This window comes from Streptomyces sp. NBC_00887, from assembly GCF_045207585.1.
Window position 1 is genome coordinate 2,325,519 of the sequence record NZ_CP108788.1, and the last position, 21,396, is coordinate 2,346,914.

The window sequence follows — 21,396 nt, forward strand, 5'->3', positions numbered from 1 at the left end:
TGCACGGCCAGGAGCGGCCCCCTGAAAGGCAGTCGGGTCTGTCTGTACGCCGGACTCAGCGCATACGCGCGTCCACCGGAGCGACGCTCCGGTGGACGCGGTGGCCGGTGCTGGAGGGGTCAGGGCTGAATGGGCATCGTCCAGCAGTTGGAGGTGGCAGCCTTGCCGGCGAGGCGGTCGGTCAGCCAGGAGATCGCGTCACCCTGGTCGGTGATGAGCGGTACGAGATGGTTGGTGAGGATCTTGTCGCCCAGGTTCGGCAGGACGATGGCGTCGTAGGTGACGGTGGCGCCCTTGTTGCACCAGTCGAGGGCGAGCTGCCGGACCTGGGAGTGGGGAACGATGTCGTCCTGGGTGCCGGTGGCCAGACGTACCGGCCCGGACGGCTTCAGCGTCCCGATGCGCTGCTTGTCCAGGGCCGCCTTCGCGCGGGGTTCCGCGGCGATGATGTCCCCCATCGACTTGCCGCTGGTGGTCCACTTGCTGCTCTTGGTGAAGCCGTACCCGAACAGCGCGTCACCGACGCACATGGTCGACGCGTCCGCCAGAGCAGCCTTGCCGGTGGCACTGATGTTCGCCTCGACGACCGCGCGCAGGTCGGGGTCGGCCTGGGCGAAGCCGCTGATCGACCAGGCCAGCGCACCGGCGAGCGCACTGCCGTCGATGCCCTTCATGACCGAGGTCAGATCCGCCGGGGGTGCACCGGCGTAGGTTCCGGCGAGCGGGACGTCGGGCGCGTAGGAGGGTTGGAGTTCCGCGGCGGCGGCGCCGGCACCGCCGCCCTGGCTGTAGCCGTACAGGCCGGTCCTGGAGGCCGGGGTGATCGATGCGCCGGGTACGGCGCGGGCTGCGCGGGCTGCGTCGAGCAGGGCGTGGGCCTGGTCGAGGCGGTTGACGTAGGTGTGCAGGCGGTCGGTGGCGCCGAGGCCGACGTAGTCCGTGACGACGACTGCCGCCCCGGTGGAAAGGAGACGGTAGATCGCCAGGGCCTCGTAGCCCACGGAGACGGTGTCGCCGTTGAGGGTGAGCGGGTTCTGCAGGGCGAAGGACGGCGCGCACTGGTCGCCCTGGCCCATGGTGCCCGAGGCCACCGCGACCAGGGGGCGTGGGCCGGTTCCCTTCCATGCGGCCGAGGGTTCGATGTACGCACCGGTCACGGCGACGGGCAGTCCGGCCGAGTCGGTGGACTTGTACATCAGGCGGGTTGCGGTGCCCGGCATCGCGCGGCCGTCCAGGCCGGGGATGCTCAGCCCGAGCGGCATGGCTTCGGTGCGGATCAACGCACCGTTGGCAGAGGGGAGTTCGGTCGGCGGGGTGTAGAAGGCGGGGATGGTGACGCCGCGGGAGACGACGGGTTCCGGTACGGCGGCGGAGGCCGGTACCGCGGACAGGCCGGCGCAGATGGTGCCGGCGGCGACAACGCCGGCCAGGAGGCCTGGTCCGGCCTTGTTGCTACGGGCGGGGGTGAGGGTGGAACGGGAACGGGTTCTCTTGCGGCTCATGGTGTGCTCCTCGTTCATCGGTCAGATGATCGTGTCGATGTCGTGCTCGGTGATCGCGTCCATGGCCCGTTCGGCCACGGCGGCGATGGTCATGGACGGGTTGCAGGCGCCGGTCGTACCGGGGATCAGGGCGCCGTCGAGGACGTAGAGACCGCGCTGGCCCAGGACGCGGCCTTCCAGGTCGCAGACCGCGCCCATCGGGGCGCCGCCCAGCGGGTGCCAGGTGCTGTTGACCAGGGCGTTCGTGTCCGTGAGGACGCCGAGCCCCTTGGACACCTTGGTGACGCGCCGATGGATGTTGCGGTGACTGGCGGCGTCGCCGCCCGAGGGCCAGTGCAGTGACACGGAGTCGGTGGCGGCGTCGTAGCGGAACCGGCCGCGGTCCGCACTCACCCCGAAGCCGACGAGCATGGTCGTCCGTGCGTCGGTACCGAGCGGCGGGAGCGACGCCTGGATGATCGTGTTCGCGGTCCCGGGGTCGTCCCACTCCTTGCTGCCGTAGACGACCGGACCTCCCTGCTCGGCCCCGAAGTCCTCCTGGAGGTTCGTCCAGGCGTAGATGCGGTCGCCGTTGGTTCCCCACCCCTCACCAAGGCCGTCGGGCAGATCGGGGATGGCGCCGGTGGCCCCGGCACGGACGAGGAGTCTGCTGGTGTTGAGGCTGCCGGCCGCCATGACGAGGGCTCGTGCGGAGAGGACCTTCTGCTCCAGCACGGTTCCCGCGTCGTCGGTGCGGTCGACATGCACTTCCCACCGGCCGTCCGCCGACCGCGCCATGGAGGTGACCTTGTGGTGGGTCTCGACGGTCACCTTCCCGGTCTCCTCGGCCTGTCGGAGGTAGGTCACGTCGACGGAGTGCTTGCCGCCGTTGTTGACGCCGAGCGCGCAGTCCCCGTTCGTGTAGGACGGCCGCATCTCACCCCGCAGCTCGGCCAGGGCGTAGTCCCAGTCGATCGGCATGGGGATCTTCTCCACGCCGTACCCGGCACGGCGGACCCGCTCGGCGAAGACCCGCGCCGCGTAGTAGTGAGGTGAACCGACCAGTGCGTCGGGCGCGGTCGCCGCCCGGAGCATGCCCGCGACCCGCGGGTAGTGGATCTCGTTCATGCGCCGGTAGTCGAGCTCCTGGGGCAGCCAGGTGTTGAAGACCGCCTCGGAAGGCTGCAGCGTCATCCCCTGGTAGACGAGGGAGCCGCCGCCGACCCCGGCCGCGCAGACGCCCAGGATGTTCTGCCCGAGCACCGGCTCCAGGAGGCCCACGTAGGGCGCGAAGTCCAGAGGTGCGCCGATCAGTTGCGCGAGCGGCCGGGCGGCCGCCGGGAGAGTTCCGTACCAGAGCGCCCGCTTGTCGAGACCGGACACCCGGGGGAAGGTCTCCGCGTTCGGCCCCGTGGGCCAGCGGCGTCCGCGCTCCAGTACGGTCACCGGCACGCCGGCCCGAGCCAGCCGCAGCGCGGCGACGCCGCCGCCGAAGCCCGAGCCGATGACAACGACCCTGTGCTCCTCCCTGGCGAGTCTCACCCGTGCCGGCGCGGCCACTGCGGAGGACGGCGACAGGACGCTCGCGGCCGCGAGTCCGGCAGCGCCGGTGAGCAGGGCGCGCCTGCTGGGAGTGGGCATGGGCAGCTCCTTTTGTGCGGGGAAAGGCAGGTGGGTGCTGTCGGAACGATGTGGCCGACCAAGTTGCCGGGCGTTGCCGATCCTTGGCGGTCGACTACGCCCGACAAGCTCAAAACGTCCTGTGCATGACAAACGCGGCATGCATCAGCACTGTTACTCGCTGGTCACTTACGGCAGCGTAGGTCCGGGTGTCACTCAGTGACAAGACGTCTGCATGCGCCACTTCTGAAAGGCTCGCTATGCTGCGGTTTCGGGACGAGAGCCGGGGGTGCGAGGGTGCACGAAGCGCCATCAGCGGTACGTGAGCAGATGATTCGAGCAGAAGTCAGGCCGTCGCTCGCCGAACGACGCAAGGCTGCTCTTCGCTTCGAGATCGCCGCCGAGGCCGTCCGCCTCTTCTCCTCACAAGGCGTCACCGGCACGACGGGCGAGCAGATCGCCCGGGCCGTCGGTATCTCCTCCCGCACCCTGTGGCGCCACTTCCCCACCAAGGAGAGCTGCGTGCTGCCGCTGCTCTCCGCAGGGCTCGAGTTCGCCATCCACGAGCTGCGCCAGTGGCCGGCGGACACGAGCCTGCTGGACTTCGTCACGCGGTCCCTGCGTGACGGCGAACTGCCTGACGTGACCCCCGTCATCCTCGATCTGATCCGTATGACGTCCACCGACCCGGCGCTGCGCTCCGTCTGGCTCCAGGCCCACGACGACGCCCTGCCCGTCCTCGGTCAACTCCTCGCCGACCGGACGGGCGTCGCCGCCGACGACCTCCGGATCCGGGTTCACGCGGCGACGTTCAACGGCGCGCTCCGAGCGGCTTCGGAGGACTTCGCCCGCCAGTACGCGGAGGAACCCGGCGCGTCGGGCAGCGAGATCGCCACGTGCCTGCTCGCCGCCCTGCGCGCGGCCTCGGAGGGCCTCCCCTACTGACGCCTGCCCCAGGTGCCGCAAGCCCGGCCTCCCGACGAGGAAGACCCGGAAGAGCTCTCCGGCTTCAGCCGCGCACACCGCTGGGCCCCCAGGCGACTGTTCGCCGCCCAAGACAGTTTCGACCGCATCGAGTCCTGGGGTGTCGTCATGCTGGTTCGGCTTCTGAATCCTGCGGCATCGAAGGGCGCCCTGGGCATGGAGGTCCGCGACCGGGATGATGGGCGAGCTGGACACGGCGATCGCCCACGGGGAGTGACAGCTGATGCGAGCGTGCGTGGTCGGGGCCGGCCCGGGGGAATCGTCACCGCCAAGGTGCTGCTGGAGAACGGCTTCGACGTCACGGTCTTCGACAAGTACCAGCAGGTCGGCGGGATCTGGTCATCGGAGGGCTGCTACGACGGGCTGGCGAACCAGTCCGCGCTCCGCCTCTTCGAGTTCGCGGACCTGCCCAACCGCTTGCACTTCGCCGGCGCGGTGGACACGCAACGCTACCTGGAGGACTACGCCCGGACTTTCGGTGTACTGGACTGCGTCCGGCCCCGCACCGAGGTGATCTCCATCCGGCCGGTGGAGGGCTCCGGGCGTGTGGGCTCCTCCGGCTGGTCGGTCGACTCCCGGCCTGCCGGGGACGAGGCGGCGGACCTCCATCGCGAGACATTCGACTACGTCGTCGTCGCCAGTGGGGCTCATCATCATGCCCAACTGCCCGAGCTGCCTGGGCGTGAGTCGTTCCGTGGGACCGTACTGCACTCCAACGAAGTGCGGGCCGGAACCTTCGCCGGACGGCGCGTGGTCGTCGTGGGCGGCGGCAAGTCCGCGGTGGACCTGGTCACCCGTGCCGCACCCGAGGCGGCCTCGGCCACGATCGTGCAGCGCAAGGTGAACTGGATGATCCTGAGCGGCTTCTGCTCGGCCTGGTCGGCTACAAGTGGATCCTGTTCACCCGGCTCGGCGAGGCGCTCCTGCCCCGCTATCACAATCCCGCCTGCGTCTCCCCGATCGACCGCATCGACCAGCGGGTCAAGCGTGCTCTGTGGTGGCTCATCACCCGCGACATGCTGTTTTCCACCGGGCTGTACCGGCTGCCGAGGCATCTGCGGCCCACTCACGCGCTCCCGTTCCATCTGGCCCATGCGGGAGTGATGCCACGCGGCTACACACGGGCCGTTCGGCGCGGCCTGATCGCCTCCAAGGTCAGCGCCGTCGAGGCATACACCGACGAGGGGCTGCGCCTGGCAACCGGCGAGGAAGTGGCGGCGGATGTCATCGTGTTCGCCACGGGCCACCACAGAGTCTTCCCGTTCCTGGACCCGAGCGTGCGCGTGCACGATGCCGACGGGCGGCTGCGGCTCTACCGGGGCATCGTGCCACCCGGCACCGACCGGCTGGGGTTCGTCGGCTTCCGGCAGGTCTTCAACAACATCATGGGCGTGGAACTCACCGCGCACTGGCTGACCGGCCATTTCCGGGCGACGCTGCGCACCGCCCCGGATGAGCAGAGGATGCGGGAGGACACCGACGCCCGCCTGGCCTGGCAGGAGCAGGTACTACCAGGCTCCGGCGGCTACGACTTCGGCCCCTATGACATCCACTGCGCGGATGAACTCCTGCACGACATGGGGTTGCCGTCCCGCCGCGCCGGCAACCTGCTGGTCGAATACCTGCTTCCCGGCGGAGTGGCACACCGCTACGCGGGCCTGAACCGATCGAGTCCGGCGCCATAGACGCAGCCCATCGAGCGGCACGGTGCTTGGCGAGCCCCGCGTCCCTGCCGAGAATTGCCCCGCAAGAGCGCGGGCTGCTATTTTGCGGAACCTTTGCCTGGCGGCAGCCGTTGGTCCGGTGAACGCGCGAGCAGCTGCGCGACCGATGACGCACGGAACAGTGAGGTGACGTCCATGGCTATGTGGGACCGGCTCAAGGACCAGGCCAAGACTCTGCAGCAGGCCCAGGGCGGCCGCGGGTCAACCCACAGCCCGAGCCGCGGCGGAGGGTCCGGCGGTGGTCCACGCGCCCAGTTGGTGAGTGTGCTGAAGACGCAGCTCGGCTCCCTCAAGACCGAGCTGAAGAGTGGTGCGTACCGGGACGCGAGCATGGCCATGTGTGCGCTGGTCGCTGCTGCGGACGGACGTGTGGACCCGGCCGAGCGGCAGCACGTCGAGTCGTTGATCCTCAGCAATGAAGTGCTGCAGAACTTCCCTCCGGAGCAGTTGCGCCAGCGCTTCAACAAGCATGCGGACCAGCTGACTCACCACTTCCAGCAGGGCAAGGCCGAGGCGATGCAGGAAATCGCCAAGACCGCGAAGAAGCCGACCGAGGCGAGGGCGGTGATCCAGACCGGCATCGTTGTCGCCGGGGCTGACGGAGATTTCTCCCACGCCGAACACATGATCATCCGGGAGGCCTGCACAGCGCTGGGACTGTCTCCCGCCGAGTTCCAGCTCTGAGCGGCTCAGGCGTCCTCGCCGCGGCCGGAAGTCGATTGCTCGGGCTGAACCAGTAGGCGACCATCGCCGGGTGAACTACGCCGAGGGCCAGGTACGGGCGCGAGTTGCGCATTTCACCGCTCTTGGTCGAGCGGGATGACGGCACCGGCGATGGTCTCATCAGCCTCGAGGCACTCCTCGCGGCCACCGGCTTGACGCCGGCACGGAGTGCCTCGGTGAGTTGAGCGTCCTACGACACGTTCGCGCGCGGAGCCTGGCGGTGAGAGCGGCACCCGTGCCCCTTCCGAGAAAGACGCAAGTGCACTCCGGCGACCGGGTGAGCCTCAGATTGCGTGATACGACTGATCTGAGCCAGCCCGCGCCATGGGGCGGCGCCCGCCTCCATCAGCTCGACGCAAGCGGACGGTTCGGCCACTCACGTGTCGTACAGACCGTCCCAGGGAGCGGCAAACCCGAGGCCGTCGGGGTGGAGCTCGGCCCAGTCGTCTTCCCCTTCGCCCTCTTCGTGGCGCTCGGTGATCAAGCCGAAGACGACGCCGTCCACAGTCAGATGGAAGGGGCGGATCGCGATGTCCCCGTACTCGAGTCGGGGAAGGCGGTCGAGCAGCTCCGCCAGCCGTGTCTCCGCTCGGGCCAGGACGGAATCCTGCCCGTGCGGACGCCGTTGCTGCTCGGCCCAGGTTCCGGCGCACCAGATGTCCGAGTGGACATGCTGTCCCTCAGAACTGAACCGGTGCAGCACGGCATAGAGGCGCTTTCGATCCTCCCGTCCTTCGCCGAGGCTGATCCTTTGGGGGAACGCATAGGTGACCGAAGCGAGGAACTGGCCTCCCGCATACTGCCCGATCGTCTCGGTGCGGTAGTCGGGCTCGTGGGCGATCGGAACGATCTCGGGGACGGCCATGGCGACACGATAGTTCGAGTCGCTGACAGCTCGGAGAGCTGGACCTGCTCGTTGGGACCGGACAGACCCTCAGGGCCGGCGGCCTCCCCGCCGCCCGCCCCTCGCGCACACTCTTCGCTCCCCCACCCACACCCAGGCGCGCAGACCACCCACCGCCGGACTGTGGGCGCGAGCACCACGAAGCAGGCGGGTGGCCGATCGGGGCGTCAGATGATGAAGACGCTCCCAGCAGTCTCGGAGTTGTATGTCCTGCCCGGATAGAGGAGTTCCTCCACCGGCCCGGTGCACTTGGGGCCGGAGTGCACCTCAGCGATGGCATCGGTGTGGTTGGTCACCGACGACGGGTACCAGGTGATCGAGTAGCAGCCGGACGGGTCCTTGTACTCGCCACCATTGATGATCAGCACGCCTTCGGCCGCGTACGCGGAACTTGGGACCGTGAGGGCCAGCGCTGCGGCGGCCGCGAGCGCCCCCAGGGTTGTAGCCATACGTCGCTTCATGCCTGTCAATCCTTTCGATGCCGCGAGCCGCCTCTGCCACGACCCACTGTCATCACGCAAAGTATCGACAATCCAACAACTGGTGAATATCTGAAACGCCTCACGGATGCCGACTACTCGCGTACGAAGTTGGCGTCGAGAGCTCGCTGTCCCTCTTGATGACCTGCCGACGCGATCGGTGTGGGCACCCTAGGTCCTGCAGCCGTCGGTGGCGAACGCGCTCGGTCGCTTCTTACCTCGTGCTCGGGTCCCCGGTCAGAACCGCGTGGGCGGCCACCGAACTGACTCTCGCCGGCGTGGTGAACGCGCCGGTGACGGGGTGCGACCGCGAGGTGTCAGGCACCGATCCAGGTGTCCACCATCTCCAGGCGCTGAACCGACGGCTCGGGCGGACGAAAGCCCAGCGCCGCGGTGACCACCCGGTCCACGACCGGGTGCAGACGCTCCTCGGCGAACCACTTCCAGTCGGCCTCCGACTCCCAGACATCCGTGTACCTCAGCCCACCGGCTGTGCGCTGGACGAGGTGAGCCACCAGCCCGGGCGGCTTCTCCGGCCCCAGACCTTCCTTGATGCGTGCGTAGGTGGCGGCGTCGATCGGCACCTCGAAGGTGAACGCGTACGTCACAGGACCACATCCCTCATATTCAACCGAAGCCATTTCGGATGAATACGACTAGCATCGACCGCGTGGACGAACAGGTCAAGAGGCAGTACGACACGAGCCGTCGGCGGGCGGCAGCGCAGGCGACCCGGCAGGCGATCCTCGACGCGGCGACGCAGCTGTTCGCCGAACGCGGTTACGCAGCAACCACGATGGCGCAGCTCGCCGAGCGCGCGGGCGTCGCGGTCGACACCGTCTACACAGTGGCGGGCCGCAAGCCTGCGCTGTTCCTGCAGCTGGTGGAGTCCGCCATCTCGGGCACCGGTGACACCGTTCCGGCGGCCGAGCGGGCCTACGTACGCGAGATGCGCGCCGAGCCGGACGCGGCACGCAAGCTGCGCCGATACGCGCGGGCCGTCAGAGAGATGCACGCCCGGCTGGCACCACTGCTGCGCGTCGCCCGTGCGGGGCCGCCGGAGGCTGCGGAGGTCTGGCAGGGCATCGCCCGGCGCCGTGCGGAGAACATGCGGCTGTTGGCCCAGGACCTCGCCGCGACGGGGCAGCTACGCCGCGGGCTCGATCTGGAGGAAGTGGCCGATGTCATCTGGGCCACCAATTCGCCCGAGTTCTATTGCCTGCTGGTCGAGGACCGCGACTGGCCGCCCGAGCGGTTCGAGCGTTGGCTCGCTGACGGTTGGTGTCGACTGCTGCTCGCCTGAGCTCAGCCACGGGGCCCGCCGCGATACCGCCCGTAGCGACAAGCAGACAAGGCCGGCCGGGCCCTACGGGCTGCACGGTGCCGGCTTCACCCTGTGCGTGCTCGTCTCGCCACAGTCAGGAGTCGCCCCTGCGGGCCGTGACCACCAGGTACTCCCACTCCATGTCGCCTGCGCCCGCCCTCTCGGCGAGACCGTCCAGACCGGCGTCCAGCGCGGCGACGCGGCCGGGGTCGTCAGCGATGTTCCGATAGGCGGCAATGGTCGGGCCGTAGTTGGCCTTGAAGTACTCACGGAAGTCCGCCGGCTTTTCGAAACGGCCGATCCGTACAGTCCGCCGATGTGCCTCGACGTCGGTCACCCGGTCGCCGAGAAGACCGCGGACGTGTTCCGCCCGGCCCCACAGCGGCGGGGGCTGCGCACCGGGCGGAGGCGGGGGTGCGAACGGCTTCATCGTGGCGAACATCTGGCCGATGAATCCTTCCGGAGTCCAGTTGAGCAGGCCGATCGTCCCGCGAGGGCGGCAGACACGGATCAGCTCGTCGGCGCTGACCTGGTGATGCGGGGCGAACATGATCCCCACGCATGACATGACGGTGTCGAACTCTCCGTCGGGGAACGGGAGAGCCTCCGCGTCGGCCTCACGCCACTCCACCTCCGCGCCCCGCTCGGCGGCGAGCTTGCGCCCGGCCTCGAACAGCTCGGGCGTGAGGTCGCAGGCCACGACGCTCGCCCCTGCCAGGGCCGCGGGAATCGCGGCGTTGCCCGACCCGGCCGCGATGTCCAGGACGCGCTGACCGCTGCGGATGCCGCATGCCCGGACCAGATCGGGTCCGAGGTCAGGGATGAGCTGGGTGGCCACGGCCGGGTAGTCGCCCAGTGCCCACATCTTGCGGTGCTTCGTCTTGAGTGCGCGGTCGGCCTCTACTGCGTCGATTGCTTCGGTCATGAGAGCTCGCCTCCGGATTCCCCTGGCCTTGCCGGGATCGTCACCGCCTCCGTAGGACCAAGGCTAGGAAGATACGTGTGCCTGTTCCAGTACGGGATCTGTACCGGAGCCCGCTCCGTCGGTGTCCGTAGCTTCGTCCCCGGGCGGTGGCCGAGCTCCCACCAGGGTCCTAGCCTGTACCTATGGGGTCTTCGTACTACCAGTTCTGTCCGGTCGCCAAAGCGATGGAACTGCTCGACGAACGCTGGACGCTGCTCATCGTGCGCGAACTGGTGACGGGGACCGAGCACTTCAACGAGTTGCGGCGCGGTGTGCCTCGGATGTCGCCCACGCTGTTGTCCAAGCGACTGCAGCAGCTCGTGCGCGCAGGAATCGTGGAAAGACGGTCCGAGGGCCATCAGGTGCGCTACGTCCTGACCCCGGCGGGACATGAGCTCCGGCCGGTGGTCGAGGCACTGAGTGTCTGGGGCATTCGGTGGATCGGTGAGCTCGGTGACGCGGATCTCGATCCCAAGCTGCTGATGTGGGACATGCACCGGCGTATCGACCACGGTGTCGTTCCGGCCGGGCGCACCGTGGTCCGGTTCGTGTTCTCGGACGTCGCCGCGAACGCCCGCCACTGGTGGCTGGTGATCACAGCGGCCGAAGCCGACGTCTGCGATGTGGATCCGGGCTTCGATGTGGCGGTCACCGTCTCCGCGAGCCTGCGTCACATGATCGAGATCTGGCGCGGCGATCTGGGATGGCCCGCCGCTCTGCGTTCCGGGGCCGTGGCGGTACAGGGACCGGAGACGCTGCGGCGAGCGGTTCCCGACTGGTTCACCCTGCCGCCCTTCGCTGCTGTACCGCGGCCTGCTCAGCCGGTCGGGCCGCAGTAGGCATCCGGCGCCGTGCCGCCGAGGGGAAACCTGTCCAGGAGTTCCTGAACCCGCGGGCCGTGGCCCGCGTTGGTACCTGTTCCGTCAAGAGCCGGCCCGACCCGGCTCGATGAGTTCGCGTGTGAACTCGAGATCAAAAGCGGTCGGAGTCCGTGAGGCCCTCGACGAACGAACGGAAGTCACGGGCCAGGACGAGCTCCGCGCCGAGGTCGGTCTCGAACCATGCGACCGCGGGGTCTCCGTGCCGCCCGCAGATGCGGTAGTCGAGCCCGACCCAGCAGTGTCCATCGCCGGAGAGCAGCACAAGTGGTGTCGGCATGCCCCATTCCTCGACCAGGTACGGGGTGTCGAGCAACGAGGTCAGCCCGTCGCCGCGCCCGATGCCCATGAGGTAGTCGAAGGGAACGTGGTCTTCGCTCCACGACGTCGGCCGACCGGTGGGGAACGCATCCTGATCAGCACCCACGATGCCGCCGTTCTGGACCCGCAGAAGATCCAGCAGGGCCGACGGCAGGGTCACGCCGAGCACCTGCTCAGCTTCTCGCACCATCTCGTCCGTCAGAGGCTGCTGGACGCCGTAGTCATCGTCGGCCCAGAACGTCGCTGTGACCTCATCGAATCGCCCCATGACACGCAGCCTACGACTCAGCCCCACGCAGGACGTCGGCCGGCTCGAAGGCAGCGCGCCGGGTGGCCCGGCCCCGCTGCCGTCAGGAGTCTGACGTACTGACGGCACTCCGTGAGCGACCCGCGAGCGCCCAGGTGGACGAGCCGTGGGGTGTCGTACCGGTGGGAGAAGCCGCCGGTCCTCGGCACGGTATCCGGCAACGAACGGAATTGTTCCTTCCGGGACGGCGTTCGGGGATCATCTCAAGGTCGGCCCGCCACAGCGGCCGGTACACCCTGCGGTCGCGCTCCTGTATACCCGTCCGTGACTGTTCAGCAGGTCCACGGCGCCATCCTGTTCGATCAGGCAGCCATTCGGAATGCCCACATGGTCGGTCGGAGGTGACGCGGCCCCTTCAACGAGTTCGGACCGATCCAGCTGGGCTACTTGACCAGCCGGAAGGCCGGGTGTCCGACCCAGGCACGAAGGAAATCGGCCGTTCCCAGCGTCATGTAGTCGTGCGCTGTCCCCAATACCCCCGGAAGGCCGGCGACCACCAACTCCTGTCCGTCCAGCAGCTCGACGTTGGCCACGCCCCCGATCACGTCCATGACAGCGGCGGTCAGCAGGGCCGTGGCCACGTGGTCGATGTCGCGATTGCAGCATGCGCTGACATTGACGGCATGGGTCGGCCTGAAGCCGAGGACGGCCTCCACCTCGGGTTGGTCCGCGTGCTCAGCCTCGAAGACGCCCTCGTCGCCGACACCAGGCCCCATCAGGTAGACCAGGAAAGGCCGACGCCGGTCTTCACGCTGCGGGTTGAATCCGACGAGGGCCTTGAGCTCCTCGTCCGAAGAGGTCTTCCCGAGGAGTGAAAGCGGGAACTGCTTTCGCCAGTCCTCCATTCTCCCGTCCTCGACGCCGAGCCGCTCTGCAGGCACGTTGACGTCGAAGAACCCGGGCCGCTTCTCGTCGAAGCGGGAGGAGAGCCCCACCATCAACGTACGGAACTCCCGCAGCGCAGCAGCGGAGAGCGGCTCCGCCAACTCGATCACCAACGTCGGACCAGACATGCTGGGAGCCTAGATCGATCGGCCCCGCGACCGCTCAGCATTCTTCCCACACCCGATCCGGCCAGACCGAACGCGGCGTCGCCGATCCGTCGGACGCATGCGGTCGGATCACCGGGTGCTCTCTCAGGATGACCTCGTATCGGTCTCGAGCAGTGGAGCGCGTAGGCGTGAGGGCAGGGTCCGGCCGCCCCGTGGTGGCGACGGTCGGGCCCTACCGGTCATACGGCGGCGCTCTGCGGTGTGATCAGCTGTAGACGCCGAACTCGTGCAGCGAGTAGCCCCACGCCGTACCGCGTGCCTTCAGCTGGAGACGCACGTGCCGGGCGGTGGTGGGGGCGTCGATCGTGTCGATGTCCCCGTTGCCCGCCGCGGTCGTGTGGATCGTGCGCCAGTTGGTGCCGTCGTCGGAGACCTGCACGTCATAGGACTTGGCGTAGGCGGGGTCCCAGACCAGCTGAATCTTGCGGAACGCGGTCGGAGCCCCGAGGTCGACCTGGATCCACTGGGGGTCGCTCCAGTCGCTGGCCCAGCGTGTCTCCGTCTTCCCGTCCGTCGCAAGGGAGGCCGGGCACGGGCAGTCGCCGTAGGAAGCCTGGGAGGAGGAGGCGGTGGTGGTCTTGTGCAACGCGACGTTGGTGCCGTCGACGGGGGGTGCGACGACCTTGACCGACTTCGTGTCGATCCCGGCGTTGCCGCGACCGTCCTCGGCCTGGATGTACACCTTCCACACGCCGAGCTTCTCCGGCGCGGTGACGGCGAATGTGCCGTTTCCGGTGGACCGCCACTGGGCCTCGACGAGCCGCTTGTCGCCGCTGGCGTAGTTGCCGCTGAGGAAGATCTTGTACGTCACGGGGTCGCCATCCGGGTCCCGTACGTCCGCACGGACGGTGAACTCCTTGCCTGCCGGGGCTGCGGATGCCGGGGCGACGCCCATGTTGGTGATGACGGGCGGTGTGTTGTCGCCGCTCGTCGATCCGGCGTAGGCCTTCTTCACCGCGTAGTACGACAGGCGCTTCAGGCCGTCGGGCACCAGGTTGAACCAGACGCCGCCGAAGTCGTGCTCCAGACCGTAGTGGAACAGCGTGGCACCGAGCGCCACTCCCTGGTGTCCGGTGACGCAGCCCCACGCCTTGGTGTAACCGTCGGCCTTCTGTACGTCCGTGGGCTCGTCGGGAACGCCGTTGGCGTCGTCCGGGACCTCCCACTCGCCGGCCGGTCCGCCCTCGGTGATGATGTAGGGCTTGGTGTAGCCGCCCTGCTCCCAGGCGCCGCGGACGCCGCAGATGTCGCCGTAGGAGTTCATCGAGTAGAGGTCGAGGTCGGGGGCGTTGCGCTTGTAGTAGGGCCAGGCGCCCGTCCACGCGTCGGTGGAGGTGACCGGGTGGTCCTTGTCGATGGAGTGGATCTTCTTGGCGACGTCGTTGACGAACGAGGTGTAGGCGTTGCGCTGGTTCTCCAGCTCGGTGCCGCTGTAGCAGTTCTGGAGGCCGAGCACCGATTCGTTGCCGACGTTCCACATCAGGACACCGGGGTGGCTCTTGTAGGCCTCGACCCACTTGGCGAACTCGGTGAGCGAGTTGCTCTTGTACGCGGTGTCGGTCACGTAGTTGACGCAGCCGCCGCTTCCGGGACCGCCACCGGGCTGGAGCCAGAAGCCGCTGACGACCCGGATGCCGTTGGCGGCCGCCTCGTCGAGCAGGGGCTTGCTGGTTCCGTCGGTGCCCCAGGTCCGGATGGTGTTGACGCCCATCGACTTCAGGTCGGGCATGTAGCGGGCCGCGTCAGCGACGGACGGCCCCCAGGTGAGCCCCTTGACCTGGTAGGGCTTGCCGCCGACGGTGAGCTGCCAGTTGCCCTGCGAGCCTGTCACCGCGACCGCGCCCCCGGTGGCGGGCGGCGGACCGTCGCCGTTGCCGTAGACCTGGAACTCCCACAACGAGTAGCCGTAGCCACCGGTGCGAGCGGTACCGAGCATCCGGACGTAGCGGCCGGAACCGGAGACGGCTACGTCGTCGGTGCCGCCGTCACTTCCGGTGACCGTCTTGAGGGCGCGCCAGTCGGTGCCGTTGTCGGAGGCCTGGAGTTCGTAGTTCTTGGCGTGCGCCGCTTCCCAGGTGAGTACGACTCGGCTCAGGTCCTGCTTGCTGCCGAGGTCGACCTGGATCCACTGGGGGTCGCTCCACCGGCTGGCCCACCGGGTCCCGGTGAGGTTGCCGTCCACCGCTGCGGACGCCCCGAACGCCTCGCCCTCCTGGGACGAGGCCGTGGCGGGCCTGCCCTGGGACAGCAAGGTCTCGGCGGCCTGGGCCGGAGGGGAGGCGGTGAGGGTGAGCGACGACGCGATCAGCGCGCCGAGGGCTACGAGGGGCACGCCGACGCGGCGGCGTGCCGGCGTCGGGTGTGAGAAGAGTTTTGGCACATCGACTCCTGACAGGTCGGGGGTTCCGGGTGGCGGGACGTGCGTACGAAGATCCCTGAGCCACCCGGAGAGTGGGGAGTACTGCCCGTCCGTTCGACGGGGCGGGACAGCTGGTTGCTGGCGCGCGTCCGTGCGCCCCTCCGGGCCGGGTCGCGGGGACGGACCCCGGCCCGGAGGGCGTTGTGTCCGGTCCGCTCCGATGGACCGGGGCGGACCAAGGGGTCATCAGGGGTAGGACACCACCGTCGACGGGACCGTCGATGTGCCCGAGGTGGGCGATCCGGTGTCGTTGATGACGTGGTTGTAGTGGCCGTTGCCGCCCAGGGACACCACCAGCAGGCTGTGGAACCTGACACCGGGCTTCACCGGGGCCTTGAAGCCGTGGTCCTGGCGGATCGTCGGGTCGACGTTGTAGTTGGAGTAGCTCCCCATGCCCCAGCCCTCGTGGGTGTTCACGGAGTCGTCGACCCGGTAGGCGGCGTAGCCCTTGGTGTCGCCGTTCTGGATGGCGGCCTGGTTGGGGGCGTCGTACGCCTTCTCGTTCTGGTAGAAGATCGTCTTGCCCCTCTCCCCGTACCACTCGACGTCGTACTTGTTGAAGTGCTCGACGAACAGGCCGGTCGCCAGCACGTCGTCGCCGTTGACCCGTACGCCGTAGTCGGCGCGGTTGGTCTCCCAGCCCACGCCCTCACCGTGGTCGGCACGCCAGACCCAGGTGTGGTCGATGATCACGTCGTCGCTGTTGACGAGGATGCTGGTCGTCGCCTTGCCGGGGCCTGCGCCACCGACGCGGACGTAGACGTCCTGGACGGTGGTGGGGTTGGCGGCGTGGTCGGCAGAGGCGCCCTGTCCGCCGATCTCCAGCAGGGTCGACGAGTTGACCGGTCCGGCGTCGATGAGGAAGCCGGCGAGCTTCACCCCGTCGACGTCGGCGACCTTCATGGCGGTCACACCGTTGTCGGGGATGATCGTGGCGAGCCCGAGACCCAGGACGACGGTGTCGGCCCGGTTCACGTTGATGGTCCGGTCGACGTGGTAGATGCCGGGGGTGAAGAGCAGGTTGAGTCCCTGCTCCAGAGCGGCGTTGATCGTCGCGGCGGTCGCGCCGGGCTTGACGACGTAGAACTTGCTGAGCGGGATGGACGTCCCCTGCGGGGTGCCGTTGGCCCAGGTGGTGCCGCGCGCGTTGGTCCGCTTGGCCGGGGCGAAGACCTTGAACTCGTTGCCGTCCATGTAGAGGAAGGGCTTCTCACGCGAACTCGGGGTCGTCTCCAGCGTGGTGTACCGGGGCTCGGGGAAGCTGTTGGCGGGAGCGCCCTCGACGCCCGAGAAGGTCATGTTCCAGACGCCGTTGGTCCAGCCGCCGATGCTGCTGTCGCGGGTGTACCACTGCTGCTGGGAGTACGGGCCGACCTGGCCGTCGATCTTGCTGTCGGCGATGTAGCCGCCGCTGGCCCAGCCGTATCCGTTCGGGGCGAGGTTCAGGTCGCCCTTCACGTGCATCCGGCGGAACGAGGCCGCCTGGGAGACGGCCCAGCGGTTGGTGCCGCTGACCGGGTTGAGGGCGAGGTTCTCGGCCGAACGCCAGAAGTTCTGGGTGGCGTTGCCGTTGAACCAGCCGGCGTCCACGGTGACATCACCGTTGAAGGTGGTGTCGTCCGGCTTCAGGCCGAGACCCGCGATCTGGGTGTAGAAGCCGATCTGGGCGTTGATGTTGTCGTACGTGCCCGGCTTGAAGAAGAAGGCATGCCGACCACTGCCGAACTGCGCCGACTCCTGCTCGCTGAAGACCTGGTCCAGCTTGGCCTGGATGCCGGGCGTGGACGGGTCGAAGACGTGTACGTTCGGGCCGAGGTCTCCCCCGCCGGGAATGACCGGTCCCGTACCGCCGTCGGTGCTGCCGAAGACCTTGAACTCCCAGAGGGAGTAGCCGTATCCGGTGGCGCGTGCGGTTCCGAGCATGCGGACGAAGCGCGCGGTCCCCGAGACGTCGACCGTCTCGGTGCCGCCGGCTCCGGTGGTGGTGGAGTAGGCGGTCGACCAGTCGGTGCCGTTGGAGGACAGCTCGATGCGGTACGTCTTCGCGTAGGCAGCCTCCCAGCTCAGCTCGACCCGGTCGAGGGCGGCGGGGGTGCCGAGGTCGACGCTCAGCCACTGGGGGTCGGAAGCGGCGCTCGACCAGCGGGTGCCGGGATCACCGTCGACGGCGCTGCCGGCCGGCGTGCCGTAGTGCTCCTGGCTGGATGCTGTCGTCTGCCTGCCCTGGGACAACAGCACGGGCGCCGCGTCGGCCTCCGTGGCGGGTGTCAGAGCAAGCAGAGCCGCGGCCAGCGCAGTGACCACTGCACCGACGAGCCCTTTACGGACAGTTCTGGGCGGCGGCGCCGCTATGGGGTGTATGCCAACTGCGGGCATCAGGGTGCTCCTTGAAGAAAACGAACCGGCGGGAGAGCGCTCTCCGGAACCTTCCCGCGACCCACCTGCGAGGTCAAGAACCCTGACGCGACTTTTCTTTTACCTTTTATTAAGACGGGCTACTTACCTCACCCGCGCGCTGCGGACCGCGGCCTCCGGCCACGCCACGAGTCCGGGGCTCCGCTGTCACGTCGGGCGGCCGCCGGGACCTTCGGGGCATCCGCGTCAGAGATGACAACGATCCCCGTCACGAGGGTCGGCATCCCGCACCGCAACCCGTCGGCACGACGGCGCGGGCAGATCAAGCCATCTCGTCGGCCGCTCAACCACGGGAACGCGTCGAGCGGTTCAAGAATCCTTTCTCCTGACTCCGCCCCAGGCCACGCGGCCGGATCGGAGGCCTTCGGTCACGGCCGGACCGGTCGCCCAGATTGACCGGATCCCGGCACCGGACCCGCCCGGTTGTCAGTGGCGTACCCGAGGGTTTCGTCCACAGAACCCATCCACGCCTCACCGAGGAGACCGCACCCTTGACTCCCTCACGCAATCCCCCGCCCGGGTTGCGGATACGCCACCGTCCCCTTGACGAGTGAATCGAACGGGCAGGGGTCAGACCCTCAGGCCGACCGCACTTGACCGTTGCCCCTTGTATCGAACATGCGACCGCACAGTCGCCCGGTCCATCCCGTATCGACCCCGTGATCAGCGACGTTGTCCGGGTGCCCTACCCAACCGCACGACCGAGGAGAGATCCGTGAATCCCGTCCGTCTTCTTCCCGCCGCCCACCCAGCGTTCGAAATTCCTCCCGCTCAGCCCGTCAAGCCCGTGCTGCTCCGACGTCCGACGGACGCACGCCGCGCTCCGTTCGCCTCCACCTCACGACCGTCACCGAGGTGGGGTGCATGAGCGACGCGAAGTCTCTTCCCTCGGCTCTGCGCGGCTGGGCCGAGCGTGAGATCGGGGATGTCGAAAGCGTCCGGGACGCCTCTCACGCGCGGGCGAACTCGCAGGTCTGGGAGCTCGTGCGTGCCGATGGCTGCCGGTTCTCCCTGAAGGTCTCCGCGGAGGCTCGGATGTACGAGCGGGAGACGTTCGCCCTGCGGCACGCAACGCCCGCACTGGGTGCCGGCCGAGCCCCTCAACTGCGTTCGTCGAGCGCGGATCACCTGGCGCTCCTGACGACCGCCCTGCCCGGCAGGGCGGTGGAGGACCTTCCACTCACGGCGGAAGAGGAGTACGAGGCGCACCGGCAGGGCGGATTCCTCCTGGCCCGGCTTCATGCGGCCGGCGACGTGACCGGCCACTGGCGCGCAGAAGCCGAGGGGGCGCTGCTCGCCGTGGCCGAGGGCGCTGACAAGCACCTGGACGAGGCCGGCGACCGGCTGGCACCGGCGGAACGCGAGCTCGTGCGTGATCTGGCGGCCCAGCTGCGCATGGTCGGGCCGCTCCCGCTCGGGTTCATCCACGGTGACGCCTGGCCGGGGAACCTGCTCTGGTCGGGGCACGCCGCGTGGGTCGACTTCGACCGGTCCCGATTCGCGCCCCTCGTCCAGGAGTTCGTCCCTCTGGCCTGCGGGGTGTGGCCCGACAGACCGCGGCTGCGCACCGCCTGCATGAGCGGGTACGGGCGCGAGCTGACGCCGGAGGAGCGTCATGTGTTGACGTGCCTGGCCGCGCTGGACTCGGTGAGTGCCGTCAGTTGGGGCGAGGCCCACGGCGATCCGCGTGTCACTGCGCGTGGGCGGCGCACCTTGGACCGGCTGTTCACGGGGGTGTTCGTGTGAAGCTGCCATACATCGGCACCCGTCAGCCGGCGCCCGCCGTGCCGGACTCGCCGACCGCACCGTCGGAACCAGCCGCCGTTCCCGCCGCACGCACGGCGGAGCCGCAGCCCTCGGCTCCACCCGAACTCGACTACAACGGGCGCAAGCACCGCCGCGCTATGGACGATGCCACGTTGTGGGACATGGCGCGCCGGATCCCGACGGCCCTCGCCCAGGCGGCCCGGTTGGCCTGGTCCGTCGACCGGCGCATGACCGTCACGATCCTCGTGTGTCAGTTGCTGTCCGGTCTCGGCACCGCCGTCATGCTCATCGCGGTGTCCGAGGCGCTGCCCGAACTCACAACCTCCGACGCCCGAACAGGGCTACGGGAGGCCTGGCCGGCACTGACCGTCGCGGTCGTCGCGATGGCGACGGGCGCAGGAATGTGGATCCTCGCGGACTGGGCCACACGGCGCCTGAACCCGAAGATCGCCTCCTCTGCCGATCTCACGCTGGTAGACCTCCATATGAAGGCCGAACTCTCCGCGTACGACACGGAAGGATTCACGGACAGGAGCCAGGCCGCGGAGATCGGCGCCCTGCGCGCGGTCGACCTCGCGGACGACGCCAAGACGCTCACCAACGGGTTTGTCCAGCTGGTGTCCGCCGCGACCGTGCTCACCTCGCTCCACCCGCTGCTCCTGGGCGTGCTGCTGCTGTCGGTCATCCCTCGAGGGGTGGGCGGAGTGATCGCCGCGCGCATCGACTACCGCGTCCATGACCGCACCATCTCCGCCCGCAATGTGCGCGGCATGATGCGCTGGTGGCTCACCACCTCCGAGCTCGCCGACGAACTGCGCGCCAACACCATGCGCCCCTACCTGCACTCCTGGTACCGGGCCATGTGTGACCGGGTCGAAGGACGCGAACTCGAGGGAGCACGCCCGTACCTGCTCGTGACGCTCCTCGCAGCATCCCTCGCGGGCTTGTTCACCCTGGGAATGTGGGCGTCCCTGGCCGCGCTCGCCCTCTCGGGAGCCATGTCCACGGCGGTCGCCGGTACGGCCATCGTCGCCTCGCAGACAGCCGGGCGCGCCCTCAACTCGATCGTGCGGTACGGCGCGGTGATGTTCCACCACGGCCTCTACCTCAGCGACTATTACACCTTCATGGACGAGGTCCGATCCATGACCACTGCACGCGGCACAGCCCGGGCCGAGGCGCCGCAGCAGATCCGCCTGTGCGAAGCCGGTTTCACGTACCCCGGCAAGGACACCCCGGCCCTGCACCCGATCACCCTCACCATCAACCGCGGGGAGGTCGTCGCCCTGGTCGGCGAGAACGGCGCCGGCAAGTCGACCCTGATCCGCATTGTCACCGGGCTGACCGTGCCGACCGACGGAACTGTGCGATGGGACGACACCGATCTGTCCGGCGCCGACGCGGAATCGGTCTGGCGGCACGTCGGCCTCGTCCCCCAGAAGAGCGGACACTGGCCGCTCCGCGCCAGGGAGAACATCACCCTCGGCCAGCCCCGCGAGCACACCGACGACAGGATCTGGGACGCCGCGGACCAGGTCGGCATGACGGAGGCACTCCAAGGGCTCCCGGACCGGCTCGACACCCTGCTTGCCCGCTCGGTGTGGGGCGGACACGAATTGTCCGGCGGGCAGTGGCAGCGCCTGGCCTGCGCGCGGGCGATGTACCGTGCGCCTGCCGTACTCGTCCTGGATGAGCCGACCAGTGAGATGGACGCCCGCGGCGAGCACCTGATCTTCCGAAAGCTTCGCGAAATGGCCCCGGACAGGATCACAGTGGTCGTCACGCACCGTCTGGACAACGTGCGGATGGCGGACCGCATCATCGTCCTCGATCACGGACGCATCCGCGAGGAGGGCACCTTCGACGCCCTCGTCACGACCGAGGGGAGTCTGCTGGGCGAGCTGTACGCACTCTCCCAGGACCGCTGACCCTCCTCACGCATCGACGGCGGGCCGCGTCCCGGCGCAGGCCCGCCCCCGCGTTCCCGAGGACCTCAGGAGCATCATGACCGGCACCAAGCCGGACCGTTGTCAG

General features: G+C 68.7%; 18 protein-coding genes. 8 read left to right on the forward strand and 10 right to left on the reverse strand.

Annotation, left to right across the window (positions count from 1 at the left end; genetic code table 11):
- Positions 1-119 precede the first annotated feature (119 nt).
- Together OG844_RS10580 and OG844_RS10585 are read right to left on the reverse strand one after the other, a co-directional pair.
- Positions 120-1,502: a lipase family protein gene (locus OG844_RS10580; RefSeq protein WP_406389634.1), complete on the reverse strand. Its 1,383-nt coding sequence runs from the start codon at positions 1,500-1,502 to the stop codon at positions 120-122.
- Between the two features lie 21 nt (positions 1,503-1,523).
- Positions 1,524-3,122: a GMC oxidoreductase gene (locus OG844_RS10585; RefSeq protein WP_406389635.1), complete on the reverse strand. Its 1,599-nt coding sequence runs from the start codon at positions 3,120-3,122 to the stop codon at positions 1,524-1,526.
- A gap of 309 nt (positions 3,123-3,431) precedes the next feature.
- Between OG844_RS10585 and OG844_RS10590 the strand changes: the two genes are divergently transcribed.
- From OG844_RS10590 to OG844_RS10605, 4 genes are all read left to right on the forward strand, one after another.
- Positions 3,432-4,046 carry a TetR family transcriptional regulator gene (locus tag OG844_RS10590; protein WP_406389636.1) on the forward strand — a complete coding sequence of 205 codons (615 nt, stop codon included), beginning with the start codon at positions 3,432-3,434 and terminating at the stop codon, positions 4,044-4,046.
- A 270-nt stretch (positions 4,047-4,316) separates the two neighbouring features.
- On the forward strand, positions 4,317-5,189 hold the full coding sequence (locus OG844_RS10595) for an FAD-dependent oxidoreductase (RefSeq protein ID WP_406389637.1): 873 nt from the start codon (positions 4,317-4,319) through the stop codon (positions 5,187-5,189).
- Entirely contained in the window at positions 5,189-5,770 is a 582-nt protein-coding gene (locus tag OG844_RS10600) for a hypothetical protein (protein ID WP_406389638.1), read from the forward strand. Before OG844_RS10595 ends, OG844_RS10600 begins: the two co-directional genes overlap by 1 nt.
- Before the next feature lie 174 nt (positions 5,771-5,944).
- Positions 5,945-6,493, forward strand: coding sequence for a tellurite resistance TerB family protein (locus OG844_RS10605; protein ID WP_406389639.1), 549 nt, complete (start codon positions 5,945-5,947; stop codon positions 6,491-6,493).
- A gap of 415 nt (positions 6,494-6,908) precedes the next feature.
- On the opposite strand, the gene OG844_RS10610 is transcribed toward OG844_RS10605, so the two are convergent.
- The 3 genes from OG844_RS10610 to OG844_RS10620 all read right to left on the reverse strand — a co-directional run bounded on the left by OG844_RS10610 (position 6,909) and on the right by OG844_RS10620 (position 8,523).
- Positions 6,909-7,397, reverse strand: coding sequence for a hypothetical protein (locus tag OG844_RS10610; protein ID WP_406389640.1), 489 nt, complete (start codon positions 7,395-7,397; stop codon positions 6,909-6,911).
- 206 nt (positions 7,398-7,603) lie between these two features.
- The gene (locus tag OG844_RS10615; protein WP_406389641.1) at positions 7,604-7,897 is read right to left on the reverse strand and encodes a hypothetical protein; all 294 of its coding nucleotides are present in this window, start codon (positions 7,895-7,897) and stop codon (positions 7,604-7,606) included.
- Positions 7,898-8,232: 335 nt separating this feature from the next.
- The gene (locus OG844_RS10620; protein WP_406389642.1) at positions 8,233-8,523 is read right to left on the reverse strand and encodes a hypothetical protein; all 291 of its coding nucleotides are present in this window, start codon (positions 8,521-8,523) and stop codon (positions 8,233-8,235) included.
- Between the two features lie 62 nt (positions 8,524-8,585).
- Between OG844_RS10620 and OG844_RS10625 the strand changes: the two genes are divergently transcribed.
- Positions 8,586-9,218 (forward strand): TetR/AcrR family transcriptional regulator, encoded by a 633-nt coding sequence (locus OG844_RS10625; RefSeq protein WP_406389643.1) that lies wholly within the window; start codon positions 8,586-8,588, stop codon positions 9,216-9,218.
- 115 nt (positions 9,219-9,333) lie between these two features.
- On the opposite strand, the gene OG844_RS10630 is transcribed toward OG844_RS10625, so the two are convergent.
- Complete coding sequence (locus OG844_RS10630; RefSeq protein WP_406389644.1) at positions 9,334-10,164, reverse strand: class I SAM-dependent methyltransferase; 831 nt, start codon at positions 10,162-10,164, stop codon at positions 9,334-9,336.
- A gap of 182 nt (positions 10,165-10,346) precedes the next feature.
- Between OG844_RS10630 and OG844_RS10635 the strand changes: the two genes are divergently transcribed.
- Entirely contained in the window at positions 10,347-11,042 is a 696-nt protein-coding gene (locus OG844_RS10635) for a winged helix-turn-helix transcriptional regulator (RefSeq protein ID WP_406389645.1), read from the forward strand.
- 133 nt (positions 11,043-11,175) lie between these two features.
- On the opposite strand, the gene OG844_RS10640 is transcribed toward OG844_RS10635, so the two are convergent.
- The 4 genes from OG844_RS10640 to OG844_RS10655 all read right to left on the reverse strand — a co-directional run bounded on the left by OG844_RS10640 (position 11,176) and on the right by OG844_RS10655 (position 17,556).
- Positions 11,176-11,670, reverse strand: a complete 495-nt coding sequence (locus tag OG844_RS10640) for an SMI1/KNR4 family protein (protein WP_406389646.1) — start codon at positions 11,668-11,670, stop codon at positions 11,176-11,178.
- A 422-nt stretch (positions 11,671-12,092) separates the two neighbouring features.
- On the reverse strand, positions 12,093-12,722 hold the full coding sequence (locus OG844_RS10645) for a DUF6368 family protein (RefSeq protein ID WP_406389647.1): 630 nt from the start codon (positions 12,720-12,722) through the stop codon (positions 12,093-12,095).
- Positions 12,723-12,966: 244 nt separating this feature from the next.
- Positions 12,967-15,141, reverse strand: a complete 2,175-nt coding sequence (locus OG844_RS10650) for a discoidin domain-containing protein (protein ID WP_406389648.1) — start codon at positions 15,139-15,141, stop codon at positions 12,967-12,969.
- 225 nt (positions 15,142-15,366) lie between these two features.
- Complete coding sequence (locus OG844_RS10655) at positions 15,367-17,556, reverse strand: discoidin domain-containing protein (protein WP_406389649.1); 2,190 nt, start codon at positions 17,554-17,556, stop codon at positions 15,367-15,369.
- A 903-nt stretch (positions 17,557-18,459) separates the two neighbouring features.
- Between OG844_RS10655 and OG844_RS10660 the strand changes: the two genes are divergently transcribed.
- Together OG844_RS10660 and OG844_RS10665 are read left to right on the forward strand one after the other, a co-directional pair.
- Entirely contained in the window at positions 18,460-19,341 is an 882-nt protein-coding gene (locus OG844_RS10660) for a phosphotransferase enzyme family protein (RefSeq protein WP_406389650.1), read from the forward strand.
- A gap of 182 nt (positions 19,342-19,523) precedes the next feature.
- Positions 19,524-21,290, forward strand: coding sequence for an ABC transporter ATP-binding protein (locus OG844_RS10665; RefSeq protein ID WP_406396077.1), 1,767 nt, complete (start codon positions 19,524-19,526; stop codon positions 21,288-21,290).
- The last annotated feature ends 106 nt before the right edge of the window (positions 21,291-21,396 follow it).

Bases quoted from the DNA above. Each gene is read 5' to 3' on its own strand.
- OG844_RS10610 (WP_406389640.1), bottom strand. From the start codon at position 7,397: ATGGCCGTCCCCGAGATCGTTCCGATCGCCCACGAGCCCGACTACCGC.
- OG844_RS10580 (WP_406389634.1), bottom strand. From the start codon at position 1,502: ATGAGCCGCAAGAGAACCCGTTCCCGTTCCACCCTCACCCCCGCCCGT.
- OG844_RS10630 (WP_406389644.1), bottom strand. From the start codon at position 10,164: ATGACCGAAGCAATCGACGCAGTAGAGGCCGACCGCGCACTCAAGACG.
- OG844_RS10590 (WP_406389636.1), top strand. From the start codon at position 3,432: ATGATTCGAGCAGAAGTCAGGCCGTCGCTCGCCGAACGACGCAAGGCT.
- OG844_RS10645 (WP_406389647.1), bottom strand. From the start codon at position 12,722: ATGTCTGGTCCGACGTTGGTGATCGAGTTGGCGGAGCCGCTCTCCGCT.
- OG844_RS10615 (WP_406389641.1), bottom strand. From the start codon at position 7,897: ATGAAGCGACGTATGGCTACAACCCTGGGGGCGCTCGCGGCCGCCGCA.
- OG844_RS10660 (WP_406389650.1), top strand. From the start codon at position 18,460: ATGAGCGACGCGAAGTCTCTTCCCTCGGCTCTGCGCGGCTGGGCCGAG.
- OG844_RS10605 (WP_406389639.1), top strand. From the start codon at position 5,945: ATGGCTATGTGGGACCGGCTCAAGGACCAGGCCAAGACTCTGCAGCAG.
- OG844_RS10600 (WP_406389638.1), top strand. From the start codon at position 5,189: ATGCCACGCGGCTACACACGGGCCGTTCGGCGCGGCCTGATCGCCTCC.
- OG844_RS10655 (WP_406389649.1), bottom strand. From the start codon at position 17,556: ATGCCCGCAGTTGGCATACACCCCATAGCGGCGCCGCCGCCCAGAACT.
- OG844_RS10665 (WP_406396077.1), top strand. From the start codon at position 19,524: ATGGCGCGCCGGATCCCGACGGCCCTCGCCCAGGCGGCCCGGTTGGCC.
- OG844_RS10585 (WP_406389635.1), bottom strand. From the start codon at position 3,122: ATGCCCACTCCCAGCAGGCGCGCCCTGCTCACCGGCGCTGCCGGACTC.
- OG844_RS10635 (WP_406389645.1), top strand. From the start codon at position 10,347: ATGGGGTCTTCGTACTACCAGTTCTGTCCGGTCGCCAAAGCGATGGAA.
- OG844_RS10640 (WP_406389646.1), bottom strand. From the start codon at position 11,670: ATGGGGCGATTCGATGAGGTCACAGCGACGTTCTGGGCCGACGATGAC.